Origin of the sequence: Kitasatospora azatica KCTC 9699 (genome assembly GCF_000744785.1) — a bacterium.
In the GTDB taxonomy this organism is placed as follows: Bacteria; Actinomycetota; Actinomycetes; order Streptomycetales; family Streptomycetaceae; genus Kitasatospora; species Kitasatospora azatica.
This window is the reverse complement of sequence record NZ_JQMO01000002.1, coordinates 1,075,950-1,100,064: the sequence shown is the minus strand read 5'-3', so window position 1 is coordinate 1,100,064 and position 24,115 is coordinate 1,075,950. Positions and strand designations below refer to the sequence as shown.

22 protein-coding genes are annotated in these 24,115 nt (G+C 72.9%); 8 read left to right on the top strand and 14 right to left on the bottom strand.

Annotated elements, in window-relative coordinates:
* Position 1 precedes the first annotated feature (1 nt).
* The 7 genes from BR98_RS05165 to BR98_RS05135 all read right to left on the bottom strand — a co-directional run bounded on the left by BR98_RS05165 (position 2) and on the right by BR98_RS05135 (position 5,255).
* Positions 2-325: a TcmI family type II polyketide cyclase gene (locus tag BR98_RS05165; RefSeq protein WP_035840558.1), complete on the bottom strand. Its 324-nt coding sequence runs from the start codon at positions 323-325 to the stop codon at positions 2-4.
* 19 nt (positions 326-344) lie between these two features.
* Positions 345-806 carry an SRPBCC family protein gene (locus BR98_RS05160; RefSeq protein ID WP_035840556.1) on the bottom strand — a complete coding sequence of 154 codons (462 nt, stop codon included), beginning with the start codon at positions 804-806 and terminating at the stop codon, positions 345-347.
* A gap of 1 nt (position 807) precedes the next feature.
* Positions 808-1,065: an acyl carrier protein gene (locus BR98_RS05155; protein WP_035840555.1), complete on the bottom strand. Its 258-nt coding sequence runs from the start codon at positions 1,063-1,065 to the stop codon at positions 808-810.
* A 28-nt stretch (positions 1,066-1,093) separates the two neighbouring features.
* The gene (locus tag BR98_RS05150; RefSeq protein WP_232247247.1) at positions 1,094-2,350 is read right to left on the bottom strand and encodes a beta-ketoacyl synthase N-terminal-like domain-containing protein; all 1,257 of its coding nucleotides are present in this window, start codon (positions 2,348-2,350) and stop codon (positions 1,094-1,096) included.
* Positions 2,347-3,633 carry a beta-ketoacyl-[acyl-carrier-protein] synthase family protein gene (locus tag BR98_RS05145; protein WP_035840552.1) on the bottom strand — a complete coding sequence of 429 codons (1,287 nt, stop codon included), beginning with the start codon at positions 3,631-3,633 and terminating at the stop codon, positions 2,347-2,349. Before BR98_RS05145 ends, BR98_RS05150 begins: the two co-directional genes overlap by 4 nt.
* Positions 3,630-4,019: a cupin domain-containing protein gene (locus BR98_RS05140; protein ID WP_035840550.1), complete on the bottom strand. Its 390-nt coding sequence runs from the start codon at positions 4,017-4,019 to the stop codon at positions 3,630-3,632. The genes BR98_RS05145 and BR98_RS05140 overlap by 4 nt, the downstream gene beginning before the upstream one ends.
* Positions 4,020-4,091: 72 nt before the next feature.
* On the bottom strand, positions 4,092-5,255 hold the full coding sequence (locus BR98_RS05135) for a SchA/CurD-like domain-containing protein (RefSeq protein ID WP_035840547.1): 1,164 nt from the start codon (positions 5,253-5,255) through the stop codon (positions 4,092-4,094).
* A gap of 161 nt (positions 5,256-5,416) precedes the next feature.
* Here BR98_RS05135 and BR98_RS05130 point away from each other — a divergent pair, with 161 nt between their 5' ends.
* Positions 5,417-7,036 (top strand): FAD-dependent oxidoreductase, encoded by a 1,620-nt coding sequence (locus tag BR98_RS05130; RefSeq protein ID WP_035840543.1) that lies wholly within the window; start codon positions 5,417-5,419, stop codon positions 7,034-7,036.
* A 48-nt stretch (positions 7,037-7,084) separates the two neighbouring features.
* Here the strand turns inward: BR98_RS05130 and BR98_RS05125 are convergent, their stop codons facing one another.
* The 5 genes from BR98_RS05125 to BR98_RS05110 all read right to left on the bottom strand — a co-directional run bounded on the left by BR98_RS05125 (position 7,085) and on the right by BR98_RS05110 (position 11,066).
* Positions 7,085-8,332, bottom strand: coding sequence for a multicopper oxidase domain-containing protein (locus BR98_RS05125; RefSeq protein ID WP_035840540.1), 1,248 nt, complete (start codon positions 8,330-8,332; stop codon positions 7,085-7,087).
* Positions 8,333-8,576: 244 nt separating this feature from the next.
* A complete protein-coding gene (locus BR98_RS05120) occupies positions 8,577-9,026 on the bottom strand; it encodes an SRPBCC family protein (RefSeq protein ID WP_035840538.1) in 450 nt (149 codons plus the stop codon).
* A gap of 4 nt (positions 9,027-9,030) precedes the next feature.
* Entirely contained in the window at positions 9,031-9,180 is a 150-nt protein-coding gene (locus BR98_RS38990) for a hypothetical protein (protein ID WP_157537405.1), read from the bottom strand.
* 153 nt (positions 9,181-9,333) lie between these two features.
* Positions 9,334-10,032 (bottom strand): thiaminase II/PqqC family protein, encoded by a 699-nt coding sequence (locus BR98_RS05115; protein WP_198042127.1) that lies wholly within the window; start codon positions 10,030-10,032, stop codon positions 9,334-9,336.
* 125 nt (positions 10,033-10,157) lie between these two features.
* Positions 10,158-11,066, bottom strand: coding sequence for a glutaminase (locus BR98_RS05110; RefSeq protein WP_035840526.1), 909 nt, complete (start codon positions 11,064-11,066; stop codon positions 10,158-10,160).
* A 92-nt stretch (positions 11,067-11,158) separates the two neighbouring features.
* Here BR98_RS05110 and BR98_RS05105 point away from each other — a divergent pair, with 92 nt between their 5' ends.
* Together BR98_RS05105 and BR98_RS05100 are read left to right on the top strand one after the other, a co-directional pair.
* Entirely contained in the window at positions 11,159-12,025 is an 867-nt protein-coding gene (locus tag BR98_RS05105; RefSeq protein WP_035840523.1) for an Fpg/Nei family DNA glycosylase, read from the top strand.
* Positions 12,026-12,109: 84 nt separating this feature from the next.
* Complete coding sequence (locus tag BR98_RS05100) at positions 12,110-13,747, top strand: AMP-binding protein (protein WP_035840521.1); 1,638 nt, start codon at positions 12,110-12,112, stop codon at positions 13,745-13,747.
* Between the two features lie 15 nt (positions 13,748-13,762).
* Here BR98_RS05100 and BR98_RS05095 read toward each other — a convergent pair whose 3' ends face one another.
* On the bottom strand, positions 13,763-15,874 hold the full coding sequence (locus BR98_RS05095) for an elongation factor G-like protein EF-G2 (RefSeq protein ID WP_035840519.1): 2,112 nt from the start codon (positions 15,872-15,874) through the stop codon (positions 13,763-13,765).
* A 125-nt stretch (positions 15,875-15,999) separates the two neighbouring features.
* Positions 16,000-17,505, bottom strand: a complete 1,506-nt coding sequence (locus BR98_RS05090) for an MFS transporter (protein ID WP_083976002.1) — start codon at positions 17,503-17,505, stop codon at positions 16,000-16,002.
* Positions 17,506-17,836: 331 nt separating this feature from the next.
* Here BR98_RS05090 and pqqC point away from each other — a divergent pair, with 331 nt between their 5' ends.
* The 5 genes from pqqC (at position 17,837) to BR98_RS05065 (ending at position 24,088) form a co-directional block, all read left to right on the top strand.
* Positions 17,837-18,541, top strand: coding sequence for a pyrroloquinoline-quinone synthase PqqC (pqqC, locus tag BR98_RS05085; protein ID WP_035840516.1), 705 nt, complete (start codon positions 17,837-17,839; stop codon positions 18,539-18,541).
* Positions 18,534-18,863 (top strand): pyrroloquinoline quinone biosynthesis peptide chaperone PqqD, encoded by a 330-nt coding sequence (gene pqqD / locus BR98_RS05080; protein ID WP_051969322.1) that lies wholly within the window; start codon positions 18,534-18,536, stop codon positions 18,861-18,863. The genes pqqC and pqqD overlap by 8 nt, the downstream gene beginning before the upstream one ends.
* On the top strand, positions 18,860-19,987 hold the full coding sequence (gene pqqE, locus BR98_RS05075) for a pyrroloquinoline quinone biosynthesis protein PqqE (RefSeq protein ID WP_035840513.1): 1,128 nt from the start codon (positions 18,860-18,862) through the stop codon (positions 19,985-19,987). The genes pqqD and pqqE overlap by 4 nt, the downstream gene beginning before the upstream one ends.
* 15 nt (positions 19,988-20,002) lie before the next feature.
* Positions 20,003-20,899, top strand: a complete 897-nt coding sequence (gene pqqB / locus BR98_RS05070; RefSeq protein WP_035840510.1) for a pyrroloquinoline quinone biosynthesis protein PqqB — start codon at positions 20,003-20,005, stop codon at positions 20,897-20,899.
* Between the two features lie 129 nt (positions 20,900-21,028).
* Positions 21,029-24,088 carry a choice-of-anchor D domain-containing protein gene (locus BR98_RS05065; protein WP_051969321.1) on the top strand — a complete coding sequence of 1,020 codons (3,060 nt, stop codon included), beginning with the start codon at positions 21,029-21,031 and terminating at the stop codon, positions 24,086-24,088.
* Positions 24,089-24,115: the final 27 nt, after the last annotated feature.

The following is a 24,115-nucleotide window of genomic DNA, read 5'->3' as shown; positions in this document are numbered from 1 at the left end:
GTCAGTCCCGTTCCCAACGGTAGAACTCGTGGGCCATGGCGTCCTTCGGCTCCCGCCAGGTCTGCGGGTCGTAGGCGCTGACGTAGGCCGCGAGCCGGGCGCTGACGTCGCGGAACTCCGGATGCTCGGTCAGCTTGGCGACCGCCGGGCCGGGCGGCCGGTCGGCCTCGATCAGGTGCAGGTAGAGGTCGCCGAACTGGAAGAGGCTGCGACCGGTGACCCCGACCAGACCGGGCAGTTCACCGCGGTCGGAGTCGGCGAAGGTCTCGGCGATCCGCGCGGCCGAGTCGGGTCGCATCCGGGCGACGATCAACGAGCGGTGCATCAGGGGCGTCCCTTCGGGCTCAACGAGCGCTCTCGCGGGCGTGCTGCTCGACCTTGTCGCGGATCAGCGCCATCTGGATCTTGGAGTTGCGGTTGATGTGCTCGGTCATCCCGGCGTCGTCGACCGGGGCGGTGGGCTTCATCGCGAAGTCCTGCACCCAGCGCATCGAAGTCCCGCCGTCCACCTCCCGGTACTCCCAGAAGATGTCCATGTGCTCGAACGGGCCGGTCTCCACCCGGCGGGCCCGCACCGTGCCGGCGGTCCGGTCGGCCTCCCGCTCGGAGACCCAGCTCCACACCCGGCCCTCGTCGTCCGGGTGCATGGTCAGCCGGAAGGTGGTCTTGTCGCCCTGCCGCTCGATGATGTCGACGGTGGCGTACTCGCTGAACAGTTCCGGCCAGCGCTCCAGGTCGTTGGTGAGGTCCCAGGTCAGGTCGAGCGGGGCGGCGATCAGGATCGTGTTGTCGGTGTGTCCGGTCATCTCAGGCTCCAGCGTTGAGTTGTTCGTTGACCTGGGTCAGGAACTCGGTGGGGGTCTTGCAGCGCTCCGGCTCGTTGTCGATCGACCGGCCGTAGCGGTTCTCCAGCTCGGAGACGATGCCGAGCAGACCGAGCGAGTCCAGGTTGTAGAGCTCGAAGGGGTCGTCGGGCCGGGCTGCGAGCTGCTCCGGGTCGACGGTCAGGCCGGCTCGGGACTTCATCAGCAGGGCGAGCTCTTCGATGGTCACAGGACCGTTCATGGCGGATCTCCTTCGGTTGGGCGGGTGGTTACGGTCGGTCGTCGCCGGCCCGGCGCAGGACCAGCGCCGAGTTGCAGCCCATCAGGCCGCGGCTGAGCACCAGTGCGGTGCGCAGCGGTGCCCGGTGGGCCCGGCCGGTGACCAGGTTCAGTCCGTGCTGGACTTCGGTGACGTTCGGCGTGGGGGGCACCACGCCGTGCTCCAGCGCGAGCATCGCGGCGGCCACGTCCAGCGCCGAGGCGGCCGAGTAGGCGCGGCCGAAGCCGGTCTTGGGGGCGGTCACCGGGACGTCGGCGGCATGCGGGCCCAGGGCGTCGGCGATCGCCAGCACCTCGGCCTGGTCGGCGGCCGGCACGCCCAGCGCGTCCGCGAAGACCACGTCGACCTCGCCGGGCGGGCACTGGGCCTCGTCCAGGGCGCCGCGGATCGCCCGGGCCAGCCCCTGGCGGGACTTCTCCCAGCCGGAGGTACCGGTGAAGGTGGCCGCGTGGCCGGCGACCACGGCCCGGACCCAGGCGCCGCGGCGGCGGGCCGCGTCCTCCTCCTCCACCACGAACATCGCGCCGCCCTCGGCGGGCACGAAGCCGCATGCCTCGTCGGTGAACGGCAGGTAGGCCCGGTGCGGGTCGGCGGCCAGGCTGAGCTCCGGGTAGCCGAGCTGGCAGACCACGGAGTAGGGCGCCAGCGGCGCCTCGGTGGCGCCCGCGACGACCACGTCGGTGCCGCGCCGGATGCTCCGGCAGGCCTGGGCGAAGACGTCCAGGCCGCCGGCCTCGTCATTGGCCAGCACCCCGCACGGCCCGCGGAAGCCGCCGCGGATCGAGATCTGACCCGTGCTGGCCGCGTAGAACCAGGCGATCGACTGGTACGGGCCGACGAAGTGCGGTCCGCGACCCCAGAGTTGCTGCAGCTCGCCCTGGCCGAACTCGCCGCCGCCGGAGCCGGCCGCGGTCACCACGCCGACGCCGAACGGCTGTTGCTGCCCGGCATCCACCTGGGCGTCCGCCAGGGCGAGTTCGGCGGCGGCCATGGCGAAGTGGGTGAACCGGTCGGTCTGCACCAGGAAGCGGTCCTCGATCAGCTCGGCCGCCTCGAAGCCGCGCACCTCGCCGGCCACCCGCAGCGGCAGCTCGGTGCAGCCCTCCCGGGTGACCGGGCCGAGGGCCGAACCGCCCTGCTGCACCGCCTTCCAGAAGGCGGTGGCGCCGATGCCGTTCGGCGCGATCACGCCGAGGCCGGTCACCACCGCCCGCCGGCCCGCTCGTTCGATCCTGCGCCGACTCACTGCGTCCTCCCGTCAGTTCGGGCCAGTACCACCGCGGACTGGAAGCCGCCGAAGCCGCTGCCGACCGAGAGCACCGTGCGCAGCTTGGCCTCGCGCGCGGTCCTGGGCACGTAGTCCAGATCGCACTCCGGGTCCGGGGTCTGGTAGTTCGCGGTCGGTGGCACCACGCCGTGGGCCAGCGCCAGCGCGCAGGCGGCCAGCTCGATCGCACCGATCGCGCCCAGCGAGTGGCCGACCATCGACTTGATCGAACTCATCGGGACGGCGTACGCGTGCGCGCCCAGCGAGCGCTTCACGGCAGCCGTCTCGTGCCGGTCGTTCTGCTTGGTGCCCGAGCCGTGCGCGTTCACGTAGTCGATGTCGCTCGGGTCGATCCGGGCCTGCGCCAGAGCGCGGTCGATCGCCTCGGACATCTCGCGGCCCTCGGTGGTCAGCCCGGTCATGTGGTAGGCGTTGCCGAAGGTGGCGAAGCCGCGGATCTCGCAGTAGATCCGGGCGCCGCGCGCCTGCGCGTGCGTCAGCTCCTCCAGCACCAGGACCGCGGAGCCCTCGCCCAGCACGAAGCCGTCGCGGGCGGCGTCGAAGGGACGGGAAGCGTGGGCCGGGTCGTCGTTGCGGGTCGAGGTCGCCTTGATGGCGTCGAAGCAGGCCACCGTGATCGGGGAGATCGGCGAGTCGGAGGCGCCGGCCACGATCACGTCGGCCCGGCCCTCCTCGATCAGGTGGAAGGCATGGCCGACGGCGTCGAGCCCCGAGGTGCAGCCGGTCGAGACGGTCTGCACCGGACCCTGCGCCCCGACCTGCTCGGCCACCTCGGAGGCCAGCGCGCTGGGCGAGAACGCCCGGTGCAGGTGCGGCCCGGCGGGCTGCGACTCGACGTCCCAGCGGGACCCGCCGGCGCTGACCGCCACGTAGTCGTGCTCCAGCCGGGTGGTGCCGCCCACGGCCGAGCCCAGCGACACGCCGACCCGCCAGGGGTCCATCGTGGCGATCTCGAGACCCGAGTCGCGGACCGCCTCGCCGGACGCCGCCAGGGCGAACTGCACATAGCGGTCGGCCCGCGCGGCCCGGTCCGGGTCCAGGCCGCAGGCCAGCGCGTCGAAGTCGCACTCGGCGGCGATCCGGGAACGGAAGCCGGCGGGATCGAAGAGGGTGATCCCCCGGGTCGCGGTCCGCCCGGCGGTGAGCAGCTCCCAGAAGGCCGGGACGCCGATGCCGCCCGGGGCGACCACGCCCAGCCCGGTGACGGCCACCCGGCGCTCGGCGCTGCCCCGCTCGGTCACGCCACTTCCTCCGTGTCCACGTGCCCCAGCTCCGGGCGGGGTGCCAGCGGACCGAGGTGGAAGACCATCCGGGCCTCGGCGGTGCCCACGTTGCGGAACCGGTGGCGCATCTCACGGGGGATCATCAGCCCGTGGTCGGGCCGCAGTTCGTGGGTGACCCCGTCCAGGTCCACCTCCAGCTCGCCGCTGACGACGAAGACGAACTCCTCGGAGTACGGGTGGTAGTGCTCGTTGATCTGCTCACCGGGCTCGATCAGGGCGACGCCCATGAAGCCGCTGGTGGACCCCACGGAGGTCGGGGTGAGCATGGCGCGCAGGTCGCCGCCGCGCTTGCGGTTGGGCGTGGTCGCGTCGAGAGGGACGATGCGGACGGACTGAGTGGTCATGGCTCGCTCTTTCTGCGGGGCCTGCTCGTTCTGCAGGGCTTGCTCGTTCTGCGGCGGAGGGAGGATGCGGGTTCAGAGGTCCTGGGCCTGGCGGTCGGTGACCAGCTCCATCGCGCAGTCCTCCAGGAAGCGCGCGATGCCGGGCGTGGTCGTCAGGTCCGCGCCCGGGCCCGGCTGCAGGAACTGGCGCAGCGCCCAGGACTCCTCACCGGGCGCGATGCCGGCCGCGGCCGCCGGGGCCTGCTGCCAGGGCACCCGCAGGTCGACCAGCCGCACCAGCAGTCCGTCGCGCAGGAACATCGTGCTGCTCGCCAGCGGATGGCCGTCGGCCGCGGCCGCCAGGGCGTCCTGCTCGGCCAGCAGGATCGCCACCGCCTCGCCGCAGCCCTGGCGCACCGGGTAGCAGAAGGCGTACCGGGTGGTGCCGTCCGGGGTGGCGGCGTCCTCGGTGGTCTTCTCGGTGGCGAAGTGCTGCACGGCGGGCAGTGCCGCCCGGGCGAAGAAGGCCCGCGCCGAGGTCGGATCGGTGAGGTCGCGCTCCTCCTCCAGGTACGGGTTGACCGCCTCCTCGACGGCCCGCACCTCGGGCTGGGCGGCGACGTGCCGCAGCGCGTTCGCCAGGTCGCCCTGGACCTCGACGGCCCGCACCACCCGGTTGCCCTGCATGTACAGCGAGGTGCGGCAGAGCCGGGTGGTGGCGTCGACCTGCGCCCGGGGCGACTGGTAGTCGGCGAGGATCTTCGCGACGGCCTGCTCGCTGCCCGGCTTCACCGTGAAGGTGATCGCGTGGTGCACGACGCCGCCGGCGCTCAGCGGCGGCGCGGGCACCGGGTCGGTGCTCTGCAGCTGCGGCCGGGCTCCGAGCCCGCTCGGCCGGCGCGGGACCTGCCCCTGCTCGGGCGTCTCCCGGGCGATCACGAACCGCAGCGAGCGGGTGTCGCGGACGCAGTTGTGCAGCGGTTCCACCATCTTGCGGTGGGCGGCGCTGTCCACCCAGCGCAGGAACGGCTCGGCGCTCTCCCACTCGCTGGTGATCAGCCACTGGGCGGCATTGCCGAGTGACTGGCACAGCTGGTCGCTGATGTGCCCGGGGACGTCCGCCACCTGGTGGCGGATCTGCTCGTAGGCAGCGAGAAAGTCCTGCTCATGGCCGTCGTGGACGTCCAGCAGCAGGACGACGCGCAGGCGCGGCGGCTCGGTGGGGGTGGCCTGCGGTCGGTCGGACGCGATCGTCACGGCACTCGTTCCTCTCCACGGTCTAGGCGATTGACGGCCCCCCGAATCGCATACGTCCGATGCTCACGCGCCGCGAGGCGGTGTGCGCGGTGCGTGAGTCAGCCGGGTGAAGATCCGGCCGGCGGGCACCCGACTGGAGTCCGCACGGGAATAGCCGTCCTATGTCATCGAAAATCGACCAACACGTGTCGGTGCTGATCGTGGGCGGCTCGCTGGTGGGGCTGTCCGCCTCGCTCTTCCTCGGGAGGCTCGGCGTCGAGCACCTGCTGGTGGAACGGCACCCGCGGACCTCGCACCACCCGCGCGGACGTGGCAACAACGTGCGCACCATGGAGCTCTACCGGACCGCCGGCGTGGAGCAGCTGATCCGCGAGGCCGCCTCGGTGCTCGCCGACAACCACGGCATCCTGCAGGCCGGATCGCTGACCGGCGAGGACCAGGAGTGGCTGTTCCGGCAGATCGACCCGGGCGGCGGGCTGGCCCGGCTCAGCCCGTCCGGCTGGTGCCTGTGCAGCCAGAACGACCTGGAGCCGGTGCTGCTGAGCAGCGCCCGCGAACTCGGCGGCGAGCTGTGCTTCGGCACCGAACTGGTCTCGTTCGAACAGGACGAGCAGGGGGTCACGGCGGTCCTGCGAACGCGCGAGACCGGGCGGACCCGCACCGTCAGGGCCGACTACCTGGTCGCGGCCGACGGCCCGCGCAGCCCCGTGCGGGAGGCGCTCGGCATCGGGCACACCGGCGCGGGCGACCTGTTCCACAACGTCAGCATCACCTTCCGGGCCGAGCAGCTGGCCGAGGTGGTGGGCGACCGGCGCTTCATCGTCTGCTACCTGACCAACCCCCAGGGCGCCGGCGCCCTGCTGCCGGTCGACAACGAGCGGGACTGGGTCTTCCACGCGCCCTGGCACCCCGACCGCGGTGAGACGCTGGAGGACTTCACCGACGAGCGGTGCGCCCAGCTGATCCGGACCGCGACCGGCGTGCCGGACCTGGCGGTCGAGGTCACCGGAAAGGCGCCCTGGCACGCCGCCGAGCGGGTGGCCGAGCGGTACGCCCACGGCCGGGTCTTCCTGGTCGGGGACGCGGCCCACGAGATGTCCCCGACCGGCGCCTTCGGCTCCAACACCGGGATCCAGGACGCGCACAACCTGGCCTGGAAGCTCGCGGCGGTGCTGCGCGGCTGGGCCGGCCCCGGACTGCTGGACAGCTACGACGCGGAGCGGCGCCCGGTCGCGCTCGCCACCAGCGCCCGCGCCTCGGCCCGCTCCGCCGAGCACCAGCACCCGGGCTACGACGTCGCGCCGGGGGTCGGGCGGCAGGCCGGGATGATGGCCGTGGTGCTGGGCTACCGGTACGCCTCCAGCGCGGTGCCGGGCGCGGATCCCGGCTCGCTGGACAGCGCGGTGCCGATGGAGTTCCGCCCGGTCGCCACGCCCGGCGGTCGCGCGCCGCACCTGTGGCTGAGCAGGGCGGGCACCCGGGTCTCCACCCTGGACCTCTACGAGCAGACCCCGGTACTGCTCAGCGGCCCCGAGGACGGGGCCTGGCAGGCGGCCGGCGAGCGGGTCGCCGAGCGGCTCGGCGTGCCGGTCAGCTGCCTGCGGGTGGGCCAGGACCTGCTCGTCGACGGCGATGCCGACTGGGCCGGCCTGCACGGCGTGGACCCGTCCGGCGCGGTGCTGGTGCGTCCGGACGGGTTCGTGGCCTGGCAGTCGCGGGGCTCGGTGGCCGAGCCGGAGCCGGTGCTGGCCGGCGTGCTGGGCCGGATGCTCAGCCTCTGACGGCGGCCCGGGGATTCTGCTGCCTCAGCCTCAGGAGCCTCAGGAGCCTCAGGGGCTGACCCGGTAGCGGCCTGCCATGCCGCCCATCAGATGGTGGGTGGCATGGCAGTGGTAGATCCAGTCGCCGGGGTTGTCCTCGGTGTACTCGATGGTCAGCGTGGTGGCCGGCCCGATCAGCTCCGAGTCCACCGCGCCGTGGGCCAGCCGGCTGCGCCAGCGGTGTCCGTGCAGGTGGAAGACGTGGAGCTCGTTGCCCAGCGAGACGACCCGCCAGCGCACCCGGTCCCCGACCTTCGCGGTGAAGGTGGGGGTGTTGTCCAGGTAGGCGCCGCCGTTGAGCAGGTTCAGCGACATCGCCATTGACGGGATGTCGGTCCGGTAGACGTCGTGCAGGACGACGACGCATTCGCGGTCCACCGGAGCCGTCCGTTGGTCGGTGATCGCGAGCACGCCCAGCAGGCCGAGCTCGGCACCGATCTCCATCACCGGCTCGGCCGCCGCCGCAGGGCCGTCCGTCGCGGAAGCGTGCGGGTCGGCGCTCTGCGGGGTGGCACCCTTCGGCGCCGGGACCGTCTGGGGCATCGAGTGGTCGTGGTAGGGCCAGGTGCCCACCGAGCCCGGCGTGCAGAACCAGCTGTAGGTGTAGTCGGCGCCGTACGGGACGGCAGTCCCCGGCGCCTGCGGGTCCTCGGCGAGCCAGCCGCCGTCGTGCTCGGGGCTGTAGCGCACACCGTGCGGGTGCATGCTGTGCGGCCACTTGTAGTGCTCGTCGTTGTTGCGGAAGTGCACCCGGAGCTCGTCGCCGACCTCGGCCCGCAGCACCGGTCCGGGGATGCCGCTGTTGGCGCCGATGCCGCTGGGCCCCAGGTCGGCGTCGAGCGGCTGGCCCCAGCCGGGGGTGTAGGCGCGGAAGCCGATCGCCCAGAAGGTGGTCTGGGCGGGGGTGAAGCGTTTGCCGGACATCGGGTCGTGGCCGCTGGCCACCGCGTTGTGCTCGAAGGAGTCGGCCTGGATCCAGTACTCGCGGACCCGGCCGTTGGACTGGAAGGCGTCGACCTCGAAGGGGTCGTCGGTCGGCCCGCCCAGCGGCCAACCCGCCGGCGGGGTCGGCAGGGCGGCGGCGGGCGTCGACAGCGCGGCCGCCCCGGCCAGCGCGGCGGTGCCGCCCAGCAGGGTGCGGACCAGGCCTCGGCGGTCCTGGCCGCCCGAGTCCGACCAACGGCTCCGCTCGGTGGTGGTCCCTTCGGTGGTGGTCCGCTCGGTGGTGGCCTGCTCTTCTGTGTGGTCGACCGGCATGAAGTCCCCTTCCGGCGATGGCATCCTGACGATGCGTCAGCTCCCGGTGAGCGTAGGCATGCCGGTCGGCCACATCCGGCAGCCTCCCCGCCGCTGTCCCCCGGCCAGCCGAGCGGGCGGCCCGGCACGGGGTCGGCTCGGCACGGGGGCGGGGCGGCGCAGGGCACGGCGATCCGCCCGGCCGCTGAGCGCGCCGGGCGGATCGGTTCTCGGTCGGACTGCCGTTGCCGGGTCAGTGGCCGGGTCAGGGGCCGCCCGGGAGCGGGCGCTCGCTCTCGACCAGCTGCTTGAACTGTTCGAGGTCGTGGCGCACGGTGCGCTCGATCGCGCCGGACTGGGCGAAGCCGTGCGGGCCGCCGAAGGCGTCGTGGACGGCTTCCGGCTCGTACTCGACCCGGACCTGCACCTCGGTCGAGCCGGTGTCCAACTCGCGCAGCACCACGGTGCCGTGCAGGTGCGCACCGTCCAGGGTCCGCCAGTCCATCACCTGGTTGCCGCCGAGGTCCTTGATCGTCGTCTCGAAGACGCGTTCCTTGCCGTCCACCTCGATGTCGAGGTGGGCCCGGTGATTGCCGTGGGCGTGGGCGTGCATCACGCCGTCCACGAACCGCGGGTAGTCATGGATCCGGTGCAGTTGCTCCCAGGCCACCTGGACCGGGACCTCGATCTCGATCTGCTCTTCCAGCGTGTGCATCCGATCACTCCGGGTCCTCGTAGGGCTCGCCCTCCGCGCGGGACTCGTCCTGCGCGTGCAGCACCTGCTCGGAGGTGACACCCTCCAGCCGCTCGTCCTCTTCCTTGGCCGCTTCGGCGGTCTGCTCGGCGCGCTCCGGGCTGACGGTGGACATCTGTCCTCCCTGTGGTTCAGGGGCCGGCCGGGATGGCCCGCCGACACATCCAGACTGCTCCTTGCGGCGCGTGGCGGCCAACCAGAGCGGGGAGTGCGTGGGCTGCGGTGCCGGTGCCGGTGCCGGTGCCGGTGCCAGTGGCAGTGGCAGTGGCTAGGCCAGACCGAGGCCCGAGTCGGTCTCCGGTTCGGTGCTCGAGGAGAGATCGGCCAGCGTGTTCCAGAACATCAGCTCGTAGGACTGCAACAGCCGCCCGTACTGGCGGCCCTCGGCCAGCCGCGGCTGGTCCAGCCCGCCGGCCTCGAGCACGGCGACCGCCTCGTTGTCCAGCTCGGGCGCGGGCTCGGCGAAGAAGTCGAAGAAGGCGCAGGCGGCGTCCGAGAAGCCGTAGTGGCGGCGCAGGGCCCGCGCGGTGATCGCGCAGTAGTTGCCCCAGGCGGCGAAGTTGGCGGCCAGCGCGAGCACCACCGCGGTCGGCTCGCCGTTCAGCGCCAGCCAGGCCATCTGCCCCGGGTAGGCCTGGCAGCCGGCCAGCGGCTCGCGGGCACGCAGCGCCGCCTCGTCCAGGCCGCAGGCGTCCGCGTAGGCGGTGAGCGCGGCGAGAGCCGAGGACTCGCCTTCGGCCAGCTGGGCGAAGTAGCCGCCGGCCGGGGTGTCGGCGCAGCGAGCGGCCAGCACCAGGAAGCTGCGGCGGTCGCTGCGGATGATCCGGTGCTGCTGGGCGGCGAGTTCGGCGAGGACCGGGAGCGGGGCCAGGCCCTGCTCGATCCGCGGGACCAGCCGGTTGTCGTGTTCGGCCGGGGCCAGCTCGTGGCGGATGGTCTGCAGGGCCTCGCGGGGCGTCGGGGTCATCGGCGGCGGCTCCTCTGTTCGCGGCGGCTCCGCCGGTTCCTCGGGCCCGCTCAGCGTAGCCGTGACCTGCACGGAGTCGGCGCAGCTCGCTGAGGTGTCGTCAGGCGGTGTCGGATCATGTCGAATCAGAAGACCGACCACCCGGTGGCGGTGGTGAAGGCGTCCAGGGCCGCGACCGCGCCGACCGAGTTGCCCGCCCGGTCCAGCGCCGGTCCCCAGGCGCAGAGCGTGCCGCGGCCGGGTACCACCGCGAGGATGCCACCGCCGACCCCGCTCTTGCCGGGCAGGCCCACCCGGTAGGCGAAGTCGCCGGCCGCGTCGTAGGTGCCGCAGGTGAGCAGGACGGCGTTGATCCGCTTGGCCTCGCTGCGGGAGAGCAGTCGGCTGCCGTCGGTGCGCACGCCGTGCCGGGCCAGGAAGAGCCCGGCCAGCGCCATGTCGCGGCAGCTGGCGGCGATCGCGCAGTGTGCGTAATAGTGGCCGAGCACCGCCTCGACCGGGTTCTCCAGGTTGCCGTAGCCGGCGATGAAGTGCGCCAGGGCCGCGTTGCGGTGGCCGTGCTCGGCCTCGGAGGCGGCGACGGCGAGGTCCGTGTCGAGCAGCGGGTTGCCGGACTCGGCGCGCAGGAACTCGCGGACGGCGCCGCCCGCGTCGCCGGTCAGGGTGAGCAGCCGGTCGGTGACCACCACGGCGCCGGCGTTGATGAACGGATTGCGCGGGATGCCCTGCTCGGACTCCAGCTGGACCAGCGAGTTGAACGGCGTGCCGGACGGCTCGCGCCCGACCCGGTGCCAGAGCGACTCGCCGGTGGCCAGTGCCAGCGCGAGGGTGAAGAGCTTGGAGACGGACTGGATGGAGAAGGGCGTCTGCCAGTCCCCGGCCCCGTACAGCTCGCCGTCCACGGTGGCAAGGGCCAGGCCGAAGGCGGTCGGGTCGGCTTCGCCGAGCGCCGGGATGTAGTCGGCCACCCGGCCGGTCGCCAGCACCGGGCGCGCGGCGTCGACGGCGCGCTGGAGTTCGAGCTGATAGTCCATATGCCGACACTATCGACCGACCATATTCCTGGCTTGGCGCGGTCCGCCGGGATTCCTGGCGTGGCATGGGCCGCCGGGGCAGACTGGGAGGCGTGCCCGAGCTGCCCGAGGTCGAAGCGCTGAGCGAGTTCCTGAACGAGCGCTTGGTCACGCGTGCGATCGGCCGGGTCTACCCCGTCGCGGTGAACGTGCTCAAGACCTACGACCCGCCGCTCACCGCCCTGGAGGGGCGCACGGTCGAGGCCGTCGGGCGGCGCGGAAAGTTCCTGGTGATCACCGCCGGCGAACTGCACCTGGTGACCCACCTGGCCCGCGCGGGCTGGCTGCGCTGGCAGCAGAAGCTGCCCGCCGAGCCGCCGCGACCCGGCAAGGGGCCGTTGGCCCTGCGCGTACGGCTGGCCGACCCCACCACCACGGGCTTCGACCTGACCGAGGCCGGCACCCAGAAGCGGCTGGCCGTCTACTGCGTGCACGACCCCGGCGAGGTGCCCGGAATCGCCCGCCTCGGGCCCGACCCGCTCGACCCCGGCTTCACCGAAACGGTGCTGCGCGACCTGCTGAGCGGGGAGAAGCGGCAGCTCAAAGGGGTGCTGCGGGATCAGAGCGTGATCGCGGGAATCGGCAACGCCTACTCCGACGAGATCCTGCACGCGGCCCGGATGTCGCCCTTCAAACTGGCCGCGCGGCTGACCGAGGAGCAGACCGAGACGCTGTACCAGGCGATCGGCAGCACCCTGCGGGAGGCGGTGGAGCGCTCGCGCGGACTCGCGGCCGGGGAGTTGAAGGCGGAGAAGAAGACCGGGCTGCGGGTGCACGGGCGGGCAGGCCAGGCCTGTCCGGTCTGCGGGGACACGATCCGCGAGGTCTCCTTCGCGGACTCGGCGCTGCAGTACTGCCCGACCTGCCAGACCGGCGGCAAGCCGCTGGCGGACCGGCGGTTGTCGCGCCTGCTCAAGTAGCTTCCGGGGTATGGCCCGGACCCGGGTGGGTATGGCAGCCTCGCTTGCGCCGGTCCCCACCCTCACCAGCCACGGAGCCGCCCGATGCCCGCCGCCGCCCAGCTCAGCCACGCCCGCGGTGCCACCGACACGCCCCTGCTGGCCGACACCATCGGTGCCAACCTGGCCCGCGCCGTGGCCGCCTTCGGAGAGCGCGAGGCGCTGGTCGACGTGCCGAGCGGCCGGCGCTGGACGTACCGTCAGCTGCTCGCCGACGTCGACGTGCTGGCCCACGGCCTGCTCGCGCTCGGGGTGCGCACCGGCGACCGGGTCGGCATCTGGTCGCCGAACTGCCCGGAGTGGTTCCTGGTGCAGTACGCGACGGCGCAGATCGGCGCGGTCCTGGTCAGCATCAACCCGGGCTACCGCACCCACGAACTGGAGTACGTGCTGCGCCAGTCCGGCGTCCGCACCGTGGTGGCCATGCCCGCGTACAAGACCTCCGACTACGCCGGCATGCTGGCCGAGGCCCAGCCGCGCTGTCCAGAACTGCGGGACGTGCTGCTGATCGGCGAGGAGTCCTGGTCCGCACTGCTGACGGCAGGTCAGGCTGCCGTCGACCCGGTCGCCCTGGCCGCCATCGGGGACGGGCTGAGCGCCGACGATCCGATCAACATCCAGTACACCTCGGGCACCACCGGCTTCCCCAAGGGCGCCACCCTCTCGCACCGCAACATCCTCAACAACGGCTACTTCGTCGCCGAGCTGTGCGAGTACACCGAGCAGGACCGGATCTGCGTGCCCGTCCCCTTCTACCACTGCTTCGGCATGGTGATGGGCAACCTCGCCGCCACCTCGCACGGCGCCTGCGTGGTCATCCCGGCCCCCTCCTTCGAGCCCGCCGCCACCCTCACCGCCGTCGCCGCCGAACGCTGCACCTCGCTCTACGGCGTCCCGACCATGTTCATCGCCGAGCTCAACGACCCCTCCTTCGCCACCCACGACCTCTCCTCGCTGCGCACCGGCATCATGGCCGGCTCACCCTGCCCGGCCGAGGTGATGAAGCAGGTCATCGAGCGGATGGGGATGCGCGACGTGTCCATCTGCTACGGCATGACCGAGACCTCCCCGGTCTCCACCCAGACCCGCACCGAGGACAGCTTCGAGCAGCGGATCCACACCGTCGGGCGGGTCGGACCGCACCTGGAGGTCAAGGTCGTCGACCCCGCCACCGGCGCCACCGTGCCGCGCGGCACCGCCGGCGAGCTGTGCACCAAGGGCTACTCGGTGATGCTCGGCTACTGGGAGGAGCCCGCCAAGACCGCCGAGGCGGTCGACGCCGAGGGCTGGATGCACACCGGCGACCTGGCCGTGATGGACCAGCACGGCTTCCTCGCCATCACCGGCCGGATCAAGGACATGGTGATCCGCGGCGGCGAGAACATCTACCCGCGCGAGATCGAGGAGTTCCTGCTCGGCCACCCCGACGTGCTGGACGTACAGGTGATCGGGGTGCCCGACGAGAAGTACGGGGAGGAGCTGATGGCCTGGATCCGGCTGCGCCCCGCCGCACCCGAGCTGACCGCCGAGACACTGCGCGAGTACTGCACCGGGCGGCTCGCGCACTACAAGATCCCGCGCTACGTGCACCTGGTGGACGCGTTCCCGATGACCGTCACCGGGAAGGTGCGGAAGGTGGAGATGCGGGAGGAGGCGGTCCGGCTGCTGGCGGATCGGTCCTGAGGTCTGTGGGGCGGGTCAGCGGGTCGCGCGGTCGGCGGTGGGCCTGGCGACCTTGGCAGCCAGTGCCGGGGGCATCGCCTCGTAGCGCAGCGGCGAACGGGTGAACGAGCCGGTGCCGTGCGAGAGCGAGCGCAGGTCCACGGCGTAGCGGGTCAGCTCCAGCTCCGGCACCTCGGCGCGGAGCAGACTCTGCCCGGGGCCGCCCGGCTCGGTGCCGAGGACCCGGGCCCGGCGCACCGACAGATCGCTGAACACGCCGCCCAGGTACTCGTCCGGCACCAGGACGGCGACCTCGGCCACCGGCTCCAGCAGCCGCACGCTGGTCTGGCCGGCCGCGTCCTTGAGCGCCATCGCCCCGGCGGTCTGGAAGGCGGCGTCGGAGGAGTCCACCGAGTGCGCCTTGCCGTCCAACAGAGTGACCCGGACGTCCACCAGCGGATAGCCGTCGCCCACGCCGTGCTCCAACTGGGCGCGCACGCCCTTCTCCACCGAGGGGATGTAGTTGCGCGGCACGGCGCCGCCGACCACCTTGTCGACGAACTCGAAGCCGCTGCCGCCGGGCAGCGGCTCCACCAGCAGCTCGCAGATCGCGTACTGGCCGTGCCCGCCGGACTGCTTGACCAGCCGGCCGTGGCCGGTCGCGGTCCCGCCGAAGGTCTCGCGCAGCGCCACCTGGTACGGCACCTGGTCCACCTGGACGCCGTACAGCTCGGCCAGCTGGTGCAGCACCACGCCGGCGTGCGCCTCACCGGTGCACCAGAGCACCAGCTGCTTGGTGGCGGCGTTCTGCTCGACCCGGACGGTCGGATCCTGCGCGGTCAGCCGGGCCAGACCCTGGGCGAGCTTGTCCTCGTCGCTGCGGCTGCGGGCCTCGACTGCGATCGGCAACAGCGGCTCGGGCAGGCTCCACGGTTCCAGCACCAGCGGGGCGGCCGGATCCGAGAGGGTGTCGCCGACCCGAGCCGTGGTCAGCTTGCCGACGCAGACCAGGTCGCCGGCCAAGGCCTCCCCGACCGGCCGCTGCTGCTTGCCGAACGGGCTGGTCAGGCCGGCGATCCGGTCCTCGGCGGCCTCGACGCCGTGCTCGGTACCCGCCTCGGGCCCCTCGACGTGGAGCAGCAGGTCGGGCTGCAGGGTGCCGGCGAAGACCCGCACCAGACTGAGCCGTCCGACGTACTGGTCGCCGGTGTTCTGGATCACCTGGGCGACCAGCGGTGCGTCGGGACCGGTGCCCTCGGGCCGACCGTCCAGCGGCTCCGGCGCCGGACGGTCGGTCGGGGCGGGGAAGCCGGAGACGATCAGGTCGAGCAGGTCGACCGCGCCGGTGCCGTCCTCGGTGAGGGGGAGCACCGGGTGGATCGAGTCGTGCAGCACGGCGCCGCGCAGCCCCCGGGTGAGCGCGTCCGGGTCGAGCGTCTCGCCGCCCAGGTAGCGCTCCATGAGCTCGTCGTCCTCGCCGGCGATGGCCTCGACCAGCCGCTCCCGAGCCGGCTCGGTCTCCGGCAGCGGCGTGGCCTCGCCGTGCGTCTCGCCGGTCAGCAGCTCGACGGTGCCGCGGACCCGGCCGTCGCTGCGGACCGGCAGGTCCAGCGGCTGCACGGAGTCCAGATGCCCGTTGCCGAATGCTTCCTGGCAGGCCGTCAGGATCTCCTCGAAGTCGGCCCTGGCCGCGTCCATATGGGTGACGGCGATGGCCCGGGGCAGGCCCGCCACCGCGCACTCCGACCAGAGCGCCCGCACCGGGCCGGTCACCGGATCGGTGGCGGAGACCACGAAGACCGCCGCGTCGGCGGCCCGCAGGGCGGCCCGTAGCTCACCGGTGAAGTCCGCGTGCCCGGGCGGATCGAGCAGATTGATCTTGACGCCCTGCCACTCGACCGGCACCAGGGAGAGCCGGACCGAGCGCTGCTGCTGGTGCTCGATCTCCTCGAAGTCGGAGACCGTGCTGCCCTCGGCGACCCGGCCGGCCCTGGTCAGCGCGCCGGCGGCCAGCGCCAGGGACTCGGTCAAGGTGGTCTTGCCGGAGCCGCTGACGCCGACCAGCACGACGTTGCGCAGGCTCTCCGGCCCCGGCACGGCGGGCGCCCGACCGGTGGCTCCGGCCCGGGACGTTGCTCGCTCGGACATCGCGGCGCTCCTCGGGGTGCGCGGGAAGGCTCGTGGTTCGAGCTTTCCACTGCGGCAGGCGGACGGCCAACGGGAGCGGGGGTGTGCGCTCCCTGCCGGGGCCGCGAGTGGGGCGTGCGCGGGGGTTACGGTCTGCCCGGGGTCGGGGTCGGGTTTGTGCTCGGGGTCGTGCTCGTGCTCGGGTTCTCGCTCGGGGTCGGGCTCTGTCGCTGCTGGACGGTGGCGAGGACGATCGACCCGGCCAGCGCCAGCCCGGTGGCGACCAGGACCGCCCACCAGGCATGGCGGAAGGCGCCCAGTGCCTGCTGGGCGCTGTGCGGGGTGCCGAGCAGGCTGACCACCACCGCCACTCCGACCACCGCGCCGATCTGACGGCCCATCGTGGTGACCGCCGAACCGGTGGCGAAGCGGGTGGGCGGCAGCGCGGCCGCCGCGGCGCCGATCAGGGTCGGCAGGGTGAGTCCGACCCCGGCACCGGTGAGCAGCATGCCCGGCAGCAGCTCACCGGCGTACCCGGGAGCGGTCCCGATCGCCGCTGCCCACCAGGCGATCCCGGCGCCGAAGCAGAGCAGGCCGAGGGCCGACAGCCGACCGTGGCCGAGCCGGCGCAGCAGTGGACCCGCGGTCAGGGCGATCGGCGGCACCAGCAGCGGGCCGGGTGCCACGGCAAGGCCGGTCCGCAGCGCCGAGTAGCCCCAGACCTGCTGGCACCAGAGCACCGAGGTCAGCAGCATGCCGGCGAAGGCCACGGTGAAGAGCAGCGCGGTGGCGTTGGCCGCCGCGAAGACCGGCACTCGCAACAGCGGCAGCTCGACCACCGGAGCCGGGTGCCGGGCCGACCGGAGCAGGAAACCGAGGGTGAGCACGGCGGCCGCCGCCAGGCAGCCGAGCACCCGGGGCGATCCCCAGCCCCAGGCGTCGGACTTGACCAGGCCGACGGCCAGCGCGGCGATCGCGGCCGTCAACAGCAGTGCGCCGGCCAGGTCGGGCCAAGGCTCGGCGCCCCGGCCGCGCAGCCGGGGCAGCACCCGCGCCCCGGCCACCAGGGCGGCCACCCCGACCGGCAGGTTGACCAGGAACACCCAGCGCCAGTCGGCCTCCACCAGCAGCCCGCCGAGCACCGGGCCGAGACCGGCCGCGATTCCGCCGATCGAGGCCCAGACGCGGACGGCCGCGGGCCGCCGCTGCGGCTCGGTGGCGTCCAGCAGCAGCGCGAGCGAGGTGGGCATCAGCAGGGCGGCGCCGACGGCCTGCAGCAGCCGGGCGCCGACCAGCCAGCCGACACCGGGCGCGAGCGCGCACAGCGCGGAGGAGAGCGTGAAGAGCGCGAGACCGGCGAGGAAGGCGGCCCGGTGGCCGATCCGGTCGGCCAGCCGGCCGGCCGGCACCAGCAACGCGGCGAAGACGATCGCGTAGCCGTTCAGCACCCAGGAGAGGCCGGCCAGGGTGCTGCCGTGGAAGCGCTGGTTCATCGAGGGCAGGGCGACGTTGACGATGAACAGGTCGAGGTTGGAGACGAAGACCGCGGCGGTCACCACCAGGAAGACCGCGCGGGGGTGGGGCAGGTGGGGTGCCTGGGTCTGGTGATCGGCATGGGCCGCTTGAGGGTTTGGATTCCCAACTATCTGCATGGGTCCGCACGCTAGCGGTAGTAGGTTTGAAAAGGCAACCCACTGCCCGGCTGTCGGGGCTCCGGTGGGCAGCAGCTTCACTCCTTTCGGTGATTGTGCGGCTACTCGAAGTGGCGGATGCTGGGAGCTGGCCGTATACGCAGCAGCCCGGAACGGGGTAGCGGATGACCGAGCAGAGCACTTCTCCCGGCACGAGCGCGCAGCCTGCCACGCCACCGGGCAGGCCGGTTCCGGAGGCCGAGGCGCGCCGCCAGTGGGTGGTACCCAGCGCCTGGCCCGTCGAGCTCGCGCACGAGGTCACGGCCTACGCGGGCCGACGGTAGCGCCCGCCATGACGGCCCTGGAGCCCCTGAGCACCGCCGACTTCGCCGCTGCGCTGTATGCGCACTCCGAGCGCTACTGGCACAACCATCCCTTCCATCTGAGGCTCCATCAGGGCGCCCTGGGCGATGCCGAACTGCGGTCCTGGGTGGCGAACCGCTGGTACTACCAGAAGTGGCTCCCGCAGAAGGACGCCGCCGTGGTGGCCAACTGTCCGGTGCCCGAGGTGCGTCGTCGCTGGATCCGCCGGATCACCGACCAGGACGGCGCGGCCTTCGGCCAGGGCGGGAACGCCGACTGGCTGGCCCTCGCCGAGGCCGCCGGCCTCAGCGTGGAGGAGGTGGAGGACGAGCGCCATGTGCTGCCCGGCGTCCGGTTCGCCACCGACGCCTACGTGCAGTTCGCCCGCACCCGCCCGTGGACCGAGGCGGTCGCCGCCTCACTCACCGAGCTCTTCTCACCCGAGCTGATGCGCGAGCGGCTGTCCGCCCTGCACACCCACTACCGCTGGGTCGATCCCGCCGGTCTTCGGTACTTCGAGCTGCGCCCCGAGGTGGCGGACGCCGACGCGGCGCACGCGATGGAGCTGGTCACCATGTACTGCACCACCCGCGAGCAGCAGGACGCCGCCATCGCGGCGCTCTCCTTCAAGTGCGATGTGCTCTGGTCGATGCTCGACGCGATCGAGCACGCGCACATCGGCGCTCGTGTCTGAGCAGCCGACCCGGCCCGCCGACCGCGCAGCCGAGGCAGTGCGCGGCTGGCGGTTGCGGCGCGGGGTGCGGCTCGCCCAGGACGCGGTGCGCGGCATGCCCACCCTGCTGCACCCCGAGGGCGTGGTGCTGCTCAACGAGACGGCCGCCGCCGTGCTGGCGCTCTGCGACGGCCGGCGCGACGCGGCCGGGATCGCCGCCGAACTGCGCAGCACCTACCGGGGGGTGGTGGCCGAGGAGGTGGACGCCCTGCTCGCCGACCTGGCCCGGCTCGGCCTGGTCGGGGCCGGCCCGGACCAGGCCGATCACGGAGGCGGGGGATGAGCCCGGCAGTCGAGCGACCACTCGGCCTGCTGGCAGAACTGACGTACCGTTGCCCACTCGCCTGCGGCTACTGCGCCAACCCGGTGGCGCTGGACGACTACGCCGACGAGCTGTCCACCGCCGAGTGGATCGCGCTCTTCGCCCAAGCGCAGGCGCTCGGCGTGCTGCAGGTCCACCTCTCCGGCGGCGAGCCGCTGGCCCGGCGGGATCTGGTCGAGCTGGTCACCGCCGTCCACCGACAGGGCCTCTACACCAGCCTGATCACCGGCGGTCAGGCGCTGACCGCGCATCGCACGGCCCAGCTGGTCGCAGCCGGCCTCGACCACGTGCAACTCAGCCTCCAGGACGCCGAGCCGTCCACCGCCGACCGAATCGCCGGCCGCGCCGTGCACCGGCGCAAGCTCGCCGCCGCCGCACTGGTCCGCGAGGCGGGCCTGGCCCTGTCTCTCAACGTCGTCCTGCACCGCGCCAACATCGACCGGGTACCCCAGCTGATCGACCTCGCGGTCGAACTCGGCGCGGACCGGCTGGAACTGGCGAACGCCCAGTACTACGGCTGGGCGCTGGTCAACCGCGCGGCCCTGCTGCCCACCCCGGAGCAGTTGCTCTCGGCGGAGCAGGCCGTGCGCGCCGGCCGGCACCGGCTTCCGGCACTCGTCTACGTGCCCGCCGACTACTACGAGGAGTGGCCCAAACCCTGCATGGCCGGTTGGGGCAGCCGACAGTTGACCGTGGCACCGAACGGCACCGTGCTGCCCTGCCCGGCGGCGGGCCGGCTCGCCGGCCCGGCCGCGCCGACCGTACGGGACAGCACCCTGGCCCAGATCTGGTTCGACGCACCGCTGTTCAACCGCTTCCGGGGCACGGACTGGATGGCGGAGCCCTGCCGCAGCTGCGAGCGCCGCGAGCAGGACCACGGCGGCTGCCGCTGCCAGGCCTTCGAGCTCACCGGGGACGCCGCGGTGGCCGACCCGGTCTGCCGGCTCTCGCCGCACCGGCCGCTGGTGGACGCGTTCCTGGCCACCCGGAGCCAGGACTCCGGCCGGTCGGTCATCGTGCCGCGCCCGCCCGGGCCGCGGCTGCCGGGGCCCGGGCCACGGAGTGGATCCCGGGACGGACGCTGAGGGTGGAGGAGTCGGATGCGGGTGCGGATTCTGGGCACGGCCGCAGGTGGCGGGCTGCCTCAGTGGAACTGCGGCTGTGCCCCCTGCGAGCAGGCCCGATCGGCTGGGCCGGCCGGGTGGCGCAGCCAGGAGGCGCTGGCGATCAGCGTCTCCGAGAACGCCTGGTACCTGGTCAACGCCTCACCCGAGCTGCGCGCCCAACTGCTGGCCGTACCGGAGTTGGTCCCACCGGCCGGCAGCCGTGACACGCCGCTGCGCGGGGTCCTGCTGACCGATGGTGAACTCGACCACACCGTCGGCCTGTTCGCGCTGCGGGAGGGCGCGGCACTCGACCTCCACGCGCCGGCCGCGGTGCTGGACGCGCTCACCCACGCGTTCCCGCTGCGCTCGCTGCTGGCTCCCTACGGCACGGCCCACTGGCGGCCGCTCGGCGGGGAGCAACTGCCGCTGGATCGAGGCCGGTTGGCCGTCACGGCCTTCCCGATCGGCGACAAGCGGCCGCGCTACGCCCGGGAGTCGGCGGCCCCTGGCCCCTGGGTGGTGGCGTACCGCTTCGAGGAGACCGCCACCGGCGCCACGCTGGTCTACGCACCGTCACTGGCCCAGTGGCCGGAGGGCTTCGACGACTGGCTGACAGGTGCGGACTGCGTCCTGCTGGACGGCACCTTCTGGACCGCCGACGAACTCGACCGGGCCACCGGTACGAGCGGCGCCGCGCGCGGCATGGGCCACCTGCCGGTCAGCGGGCCAGGCGGCACTCTGGACCGGCTGCGCCGGCATCCGGCGAAGCGGCGGCTGTACACCCACCTGAACAACACCAACCCGCTGACCGTGCCGGGCTCGCCCGCCGTCGCCGTGCTGGCCGAGGCGGGCGTTGAGGTCGCCTTCGACGGTCAGTCAATGGAACTCTGACGGCAGTTCACCTGATCGAGCGATTGCGGAGCGTCACGAAGATCCCGGACACTTGTGCTGTCAGGAAGTTCGTAGGCATCCATTCGTAGGCATCCATTCGTCCCCGCTCGGTGAGGGAGGCGCAGCAGCATGACGCAGACCAGCACGAACTCCGCCCAGGTCGTCGGTAGCACCGATGACACCACCGTGTCGATCGACGCCATGCGCACGGGCTGGACGGCCAATGAGCCGCAACTCACGCCCGCCCAGGTGAGTTCGGCCGACTTCGGCCAGCTCTTCGCCACCACGGTCGACGGGCAGGTCTACGCCCAGCCGCTGGTGATCGGCAGCACCGTGCTGGTCGCCACCGAGAACAACTTCGTCTACGGCATCCACGCGGTGACCGGTGCCGTCCTCTGGTCCCGCTCGCTCGGCCCCGCCTGGCCCGCCTCGGCCATCGGCTGCGGTGATCTGGTCCCCAATCTCGGCGTCACGGCCACGCCGGTGTACGACGCCTCGTCAGGCCTGGTCTACGTCACCGCCAAGGTCAACGACGGCCCCGACGAGAAGCACCCGCACTGGTACCTGCACGCGCTCGACCTCGCCACCGGCCTGGAGCACCCCGGATGGCCGGTCACCATCCAGGGCGCCCCGGCCAACGACCCGTCCAACCCGATCATCCCGTTCACCGCCCATCAGCGTCCCGGCCTGCTGCTGCTCGACGGCGAGGTCTTCGCGGGCTTCGGCTCGCACTGCGACGCCGGGCCCTATGTCGGCTACGTGGTCGGCGTCCGGACCGACACCCGAGCCATCCGCCTCTGGGCGACCCAGGACGCCGCCGGGGGCAAGATGGCGGGCGTCTGGATGGGCGGCGACGGTCCGGTCTCCGACGGCCCGGGCCGGATCTTCCTCTCCACCGGCAACGGCATCTCGCCGGCGCCCGGCCCGGGCAAGCAGCCGCCCGGCCACCTCGCCGAATCCGTGGTCCGGGTCGCCGCAGACGCCGGCCCCGATCTGGTCGCCAAGGACTTCTTCAGCCCGAGCAACGCGGACGACCTCGACAACAACGACCAGGACCTCGGCTCGGGCGGCCCGGTCGCACTGCCCTCGCCGCCCTTCGGGACGGCGGCCCACCCGAACCTGATGGTCCAGATCGGCAAGGACGGCCGGGTCTTCCTGCTCGACCGGGACGATCTCGGCGGCCGCAGCAGGCGCGGTGTGCCGGACGCCGCGCTCAGCGTCAGCGGCCCGTTCCGCGGGGTCTGGGGCCACCCCGCGGTCTGGGGTGGCGACGGCGGCTATGTCTACGTCGCCGAGAACGACGGTGTGCTGCGCGCCCTCAGCTACGGCGTCTCCGGTACCGGCCTGCCCGTGCTGACCAGCGCCGGCACCAGCAGCGGCAGCATCGGCCACTATCCCGGCTCGCCGGTGGTCAGCTCCACCGGTACCACCTCCGGCTCCGCCCTGGTCTGGGTCACCTGTCCCGGCGGCTCCAACGGCAGCAATGCCCAGCTGCGTGCCTACGACGCCGTTCCGGTCAACGGCGTGCTGAGGCTGCGCTGGTCCGCCCCGATCGGCACCGCCGTCAAGTTCCCGGTCGCGGCGGTGAGCAACGGACGGGTCTACGTCGGCACCCGGGACGGTCAGCTGCTCGCCTTCGGCCGCCCCGCCCAGGGCGCACTCATCGGCACCCCGGTCGACTTCGGCCAGACCGCCGTCGGTAACACCGGTACCGCCACCGTGACTGTCACGGCCACCCGGGCCGTGACGATCACCGCCGTGGCCACCACCGCGCCCTTCGCCATCGGCAGCCCGGCGCCCGCCCTGCCGGTCACCCTCAACACCGGCCAGACCTTCGACGTCCCGGTCACCTTCACGCCCACCGGCGCCGGCGGTGCCACCGCGACCCTCAGCTTCTCGGTCACCGTGGGCGGGGCAGCCGGCACCGTCGGGCTCGACCTGCACGGCACCGGTACCCAGCCGGGCTTCGGAGCCTCCCCGCCCACCCTGGCCTTCGGTGAACTCGCCACCGGCCAGAGCGAGACGCTGAGCGTCACCATCAGCAACACCGGGACCAGTGCCGAGACGGTCGCCACCACCACCGCCCCTGCCGCGCCCTTCTCGGCCAGCGGGCTGCCCGCAGCCGGTGCGCAGATCGACCCGGGAGCCTCGGTCACGGTCTCGGTGAGCTACACCCCGACGGTCGCCAGCCCGCCGGGCGGCGACTCCTCCCAACTGACCGTCACCGGGGCCGACGGGCTCTCGGTCACCGTTCCGCTCACCGGTTCGGCGGTGGTCGGCGCGCCGCACCTGACGATCAGCCCGACCAGCGTGGACTTCGGCGAAGTCCCGGTCGGCGGCTCGGCCACCAGGACCTTCGACCTCAGCAACACCGGCAACCTGGCGCTGACCATCACCAAGGCCGCACCACCCACGCCGCCCTTCGCGGTCCCCAATCCGGTCGCCGAGGGACAGCAGATCAACCCGGGTGACGTGATCCACCAGGCCATCACCCTTGCTCCCACGGCTACCGGCTCGGCCTCCGGGCAGTACCTGATCACCGGGAACGACGGCCAGGGCGCGCAGACGGTGCGCTTCACCGGCACCGCCGTGCAGGGCGGTACGGTCCCCGCCCCCAGCGCCGACGGCTGGACGCTCAACGGCAGCGCCGCCTTCTCCGGTACCGACCTGGTCCTCACCCCGGCGGCCAGTGATGAGACCGGCTCCGCGCTGTACCCGACCGCGGTGCCGACCGCCCAACTGCACGCCCGGTTCACCGCCTCCATCGGCGGCGGCAGCGGTGCGGACGGCCTGGCCTTCGTCCTGCTCGACGCCGGCCGCACCACCGAGCACGCCCTGGGCGTCGGCGGAGGTGGCCTGGGCTACGCAGGACTGCCCGGGGTCGCCGTCACCCTCGACACCTACCAGAACGGCAACGACCCCTCGGCCAACTTCGTCGGCGTCGCCACCCAGGGCACCGGCGACGCCCTGAGCTATGCGTCCACCGCCCAGAACATCCCCAACCTGCGCAACGGCCCCCACACCATCGAGGCCAGAGCCACCGGCGGCCACCTCCAGGTCTCGGTGGACGGCACACCGGTGATCGACACCGCGGTACAACTGCCAAGCCCCGCCCTGGTCGGCTTCACGGCGGCCACAGGCGGGCTCAATGACGCACACACGGTGAGCGGAGTGACAGTCACCTACTGAGATTGACGGACCGTCAGGAGACCTGGG

Coding starts and splice junctions, on each gene's coding strand:
- BR98_RS05165 (WP_035840558.1), bottom strand. CDS start 325: ATGCACCGCTCGTTGATCGTCGCCCGGATGCGACCCGACTCGGCCGCG.
- BR98_RS05160 (WP_035840556.1), bottom strand. CDS start 806: ATGACCGGACACACCGACAACACGATCCTGATCGCCGCCCCGCTCGAC.
- BR98_RS05155 (WP_035840555.1), bottom strand. CDS start 1,065: ATGAACGGTCCTGTGACCATCGAAGAGCTCGCCCTGCTGATGAAGTCC.
- BR98_RS05140 (WP_035840550.1), bottom strand. CDS start 4,019: ATGACCACTCAGTCCGTCCGCATCGTCCCTCTCGACGCGACCACGCCC.
- BR98_RS05130 (WP_035840543.1), top strand. CDS start 5,417: ATGTCATCGAAAATCGACCAACACGTGTCGGTGCTGATCGTGGGCGGC.
- BR98_RS05125 (WP_035840540.1), bottom strand. CDS start 8,332: ATGCCGGTCGACCACACAGAAGAGCAGGCCACCACCGAGCGGACCACC.
- BR98_RS05120 (WP_035840538.1), bottom strand. CDS start 9,026: ATGCACACGCTGGAAGAGCAGATCGAGATCGAGGTCCCGGTCCAGGTG.
- BR98_RS38990 (WP_157537405.1), bottom strand. CDS start 9,180: ATGTCCACCGTCAGCCCGGAGCGCGCCGAGCAGACCGCCGAAGCGGCC.
- BR98_RS05115 (WP_198042127.1), bottom strand. CDS start 10,032: ATGACCCCGACGCCCCGCGAGGCCCTGCAGACCATCCGCCACGAGCTG.
- BR98_RS05110 (WP_035840526.1), bottom strand. CDS start 11,066: ATGGACTATCAGCTCGAACTCCAGCGCGCCGTCGACGCCGCGCGCCCG.
- BR98_RS05100 (WP_035840521.1), top strand. CDS start 12,110: ATGCCCGCCGCCGCCCAGCTCAGCCACGCCCGCGGTGCCACCGACACG.
- BR98_RS05095 (WP_035840519.1), bottom strand. CDS start 15,874: ATGTCCGAGCGAGCAACGTCCCGGGCCGGAGCCACCGGTCGGGCGCCC.
- BR98_RS05090 (WP_083976002.1), bottom strand. CDS start 17,505: ATGCAGATAGTTGGGAATCCAAACCCTCAAGCGGCCCATGCCGATCAC.
- pqqC (WP_035840516.1), top strand. CDS start 17,837: ATGACGGCCCTGGAGCCCCTGAGCACCGCCGACTTCGCCGCTGCGCTG.
- pqqE (WP_035840513.1), top strand. CDS start 18,860: ATGAGCCCGGCAGTCGAGCGACCACTCGGCCTGCTGGCAGAACTGACG.
- pqqB (WP_035840510.1), top strand. CDS start 20,003: ATGCGGGTGCGGATTCTGGGCACGGCCGCAGGTGGCGGGCTGCCTCAG.
- BR98_RS05065 (WP_051969321.1), top strand. CDS start 21,029: ATGACGCAGACCAGCACGAACTCCGCCCAGGTCGTCGGTAGCACCGAT.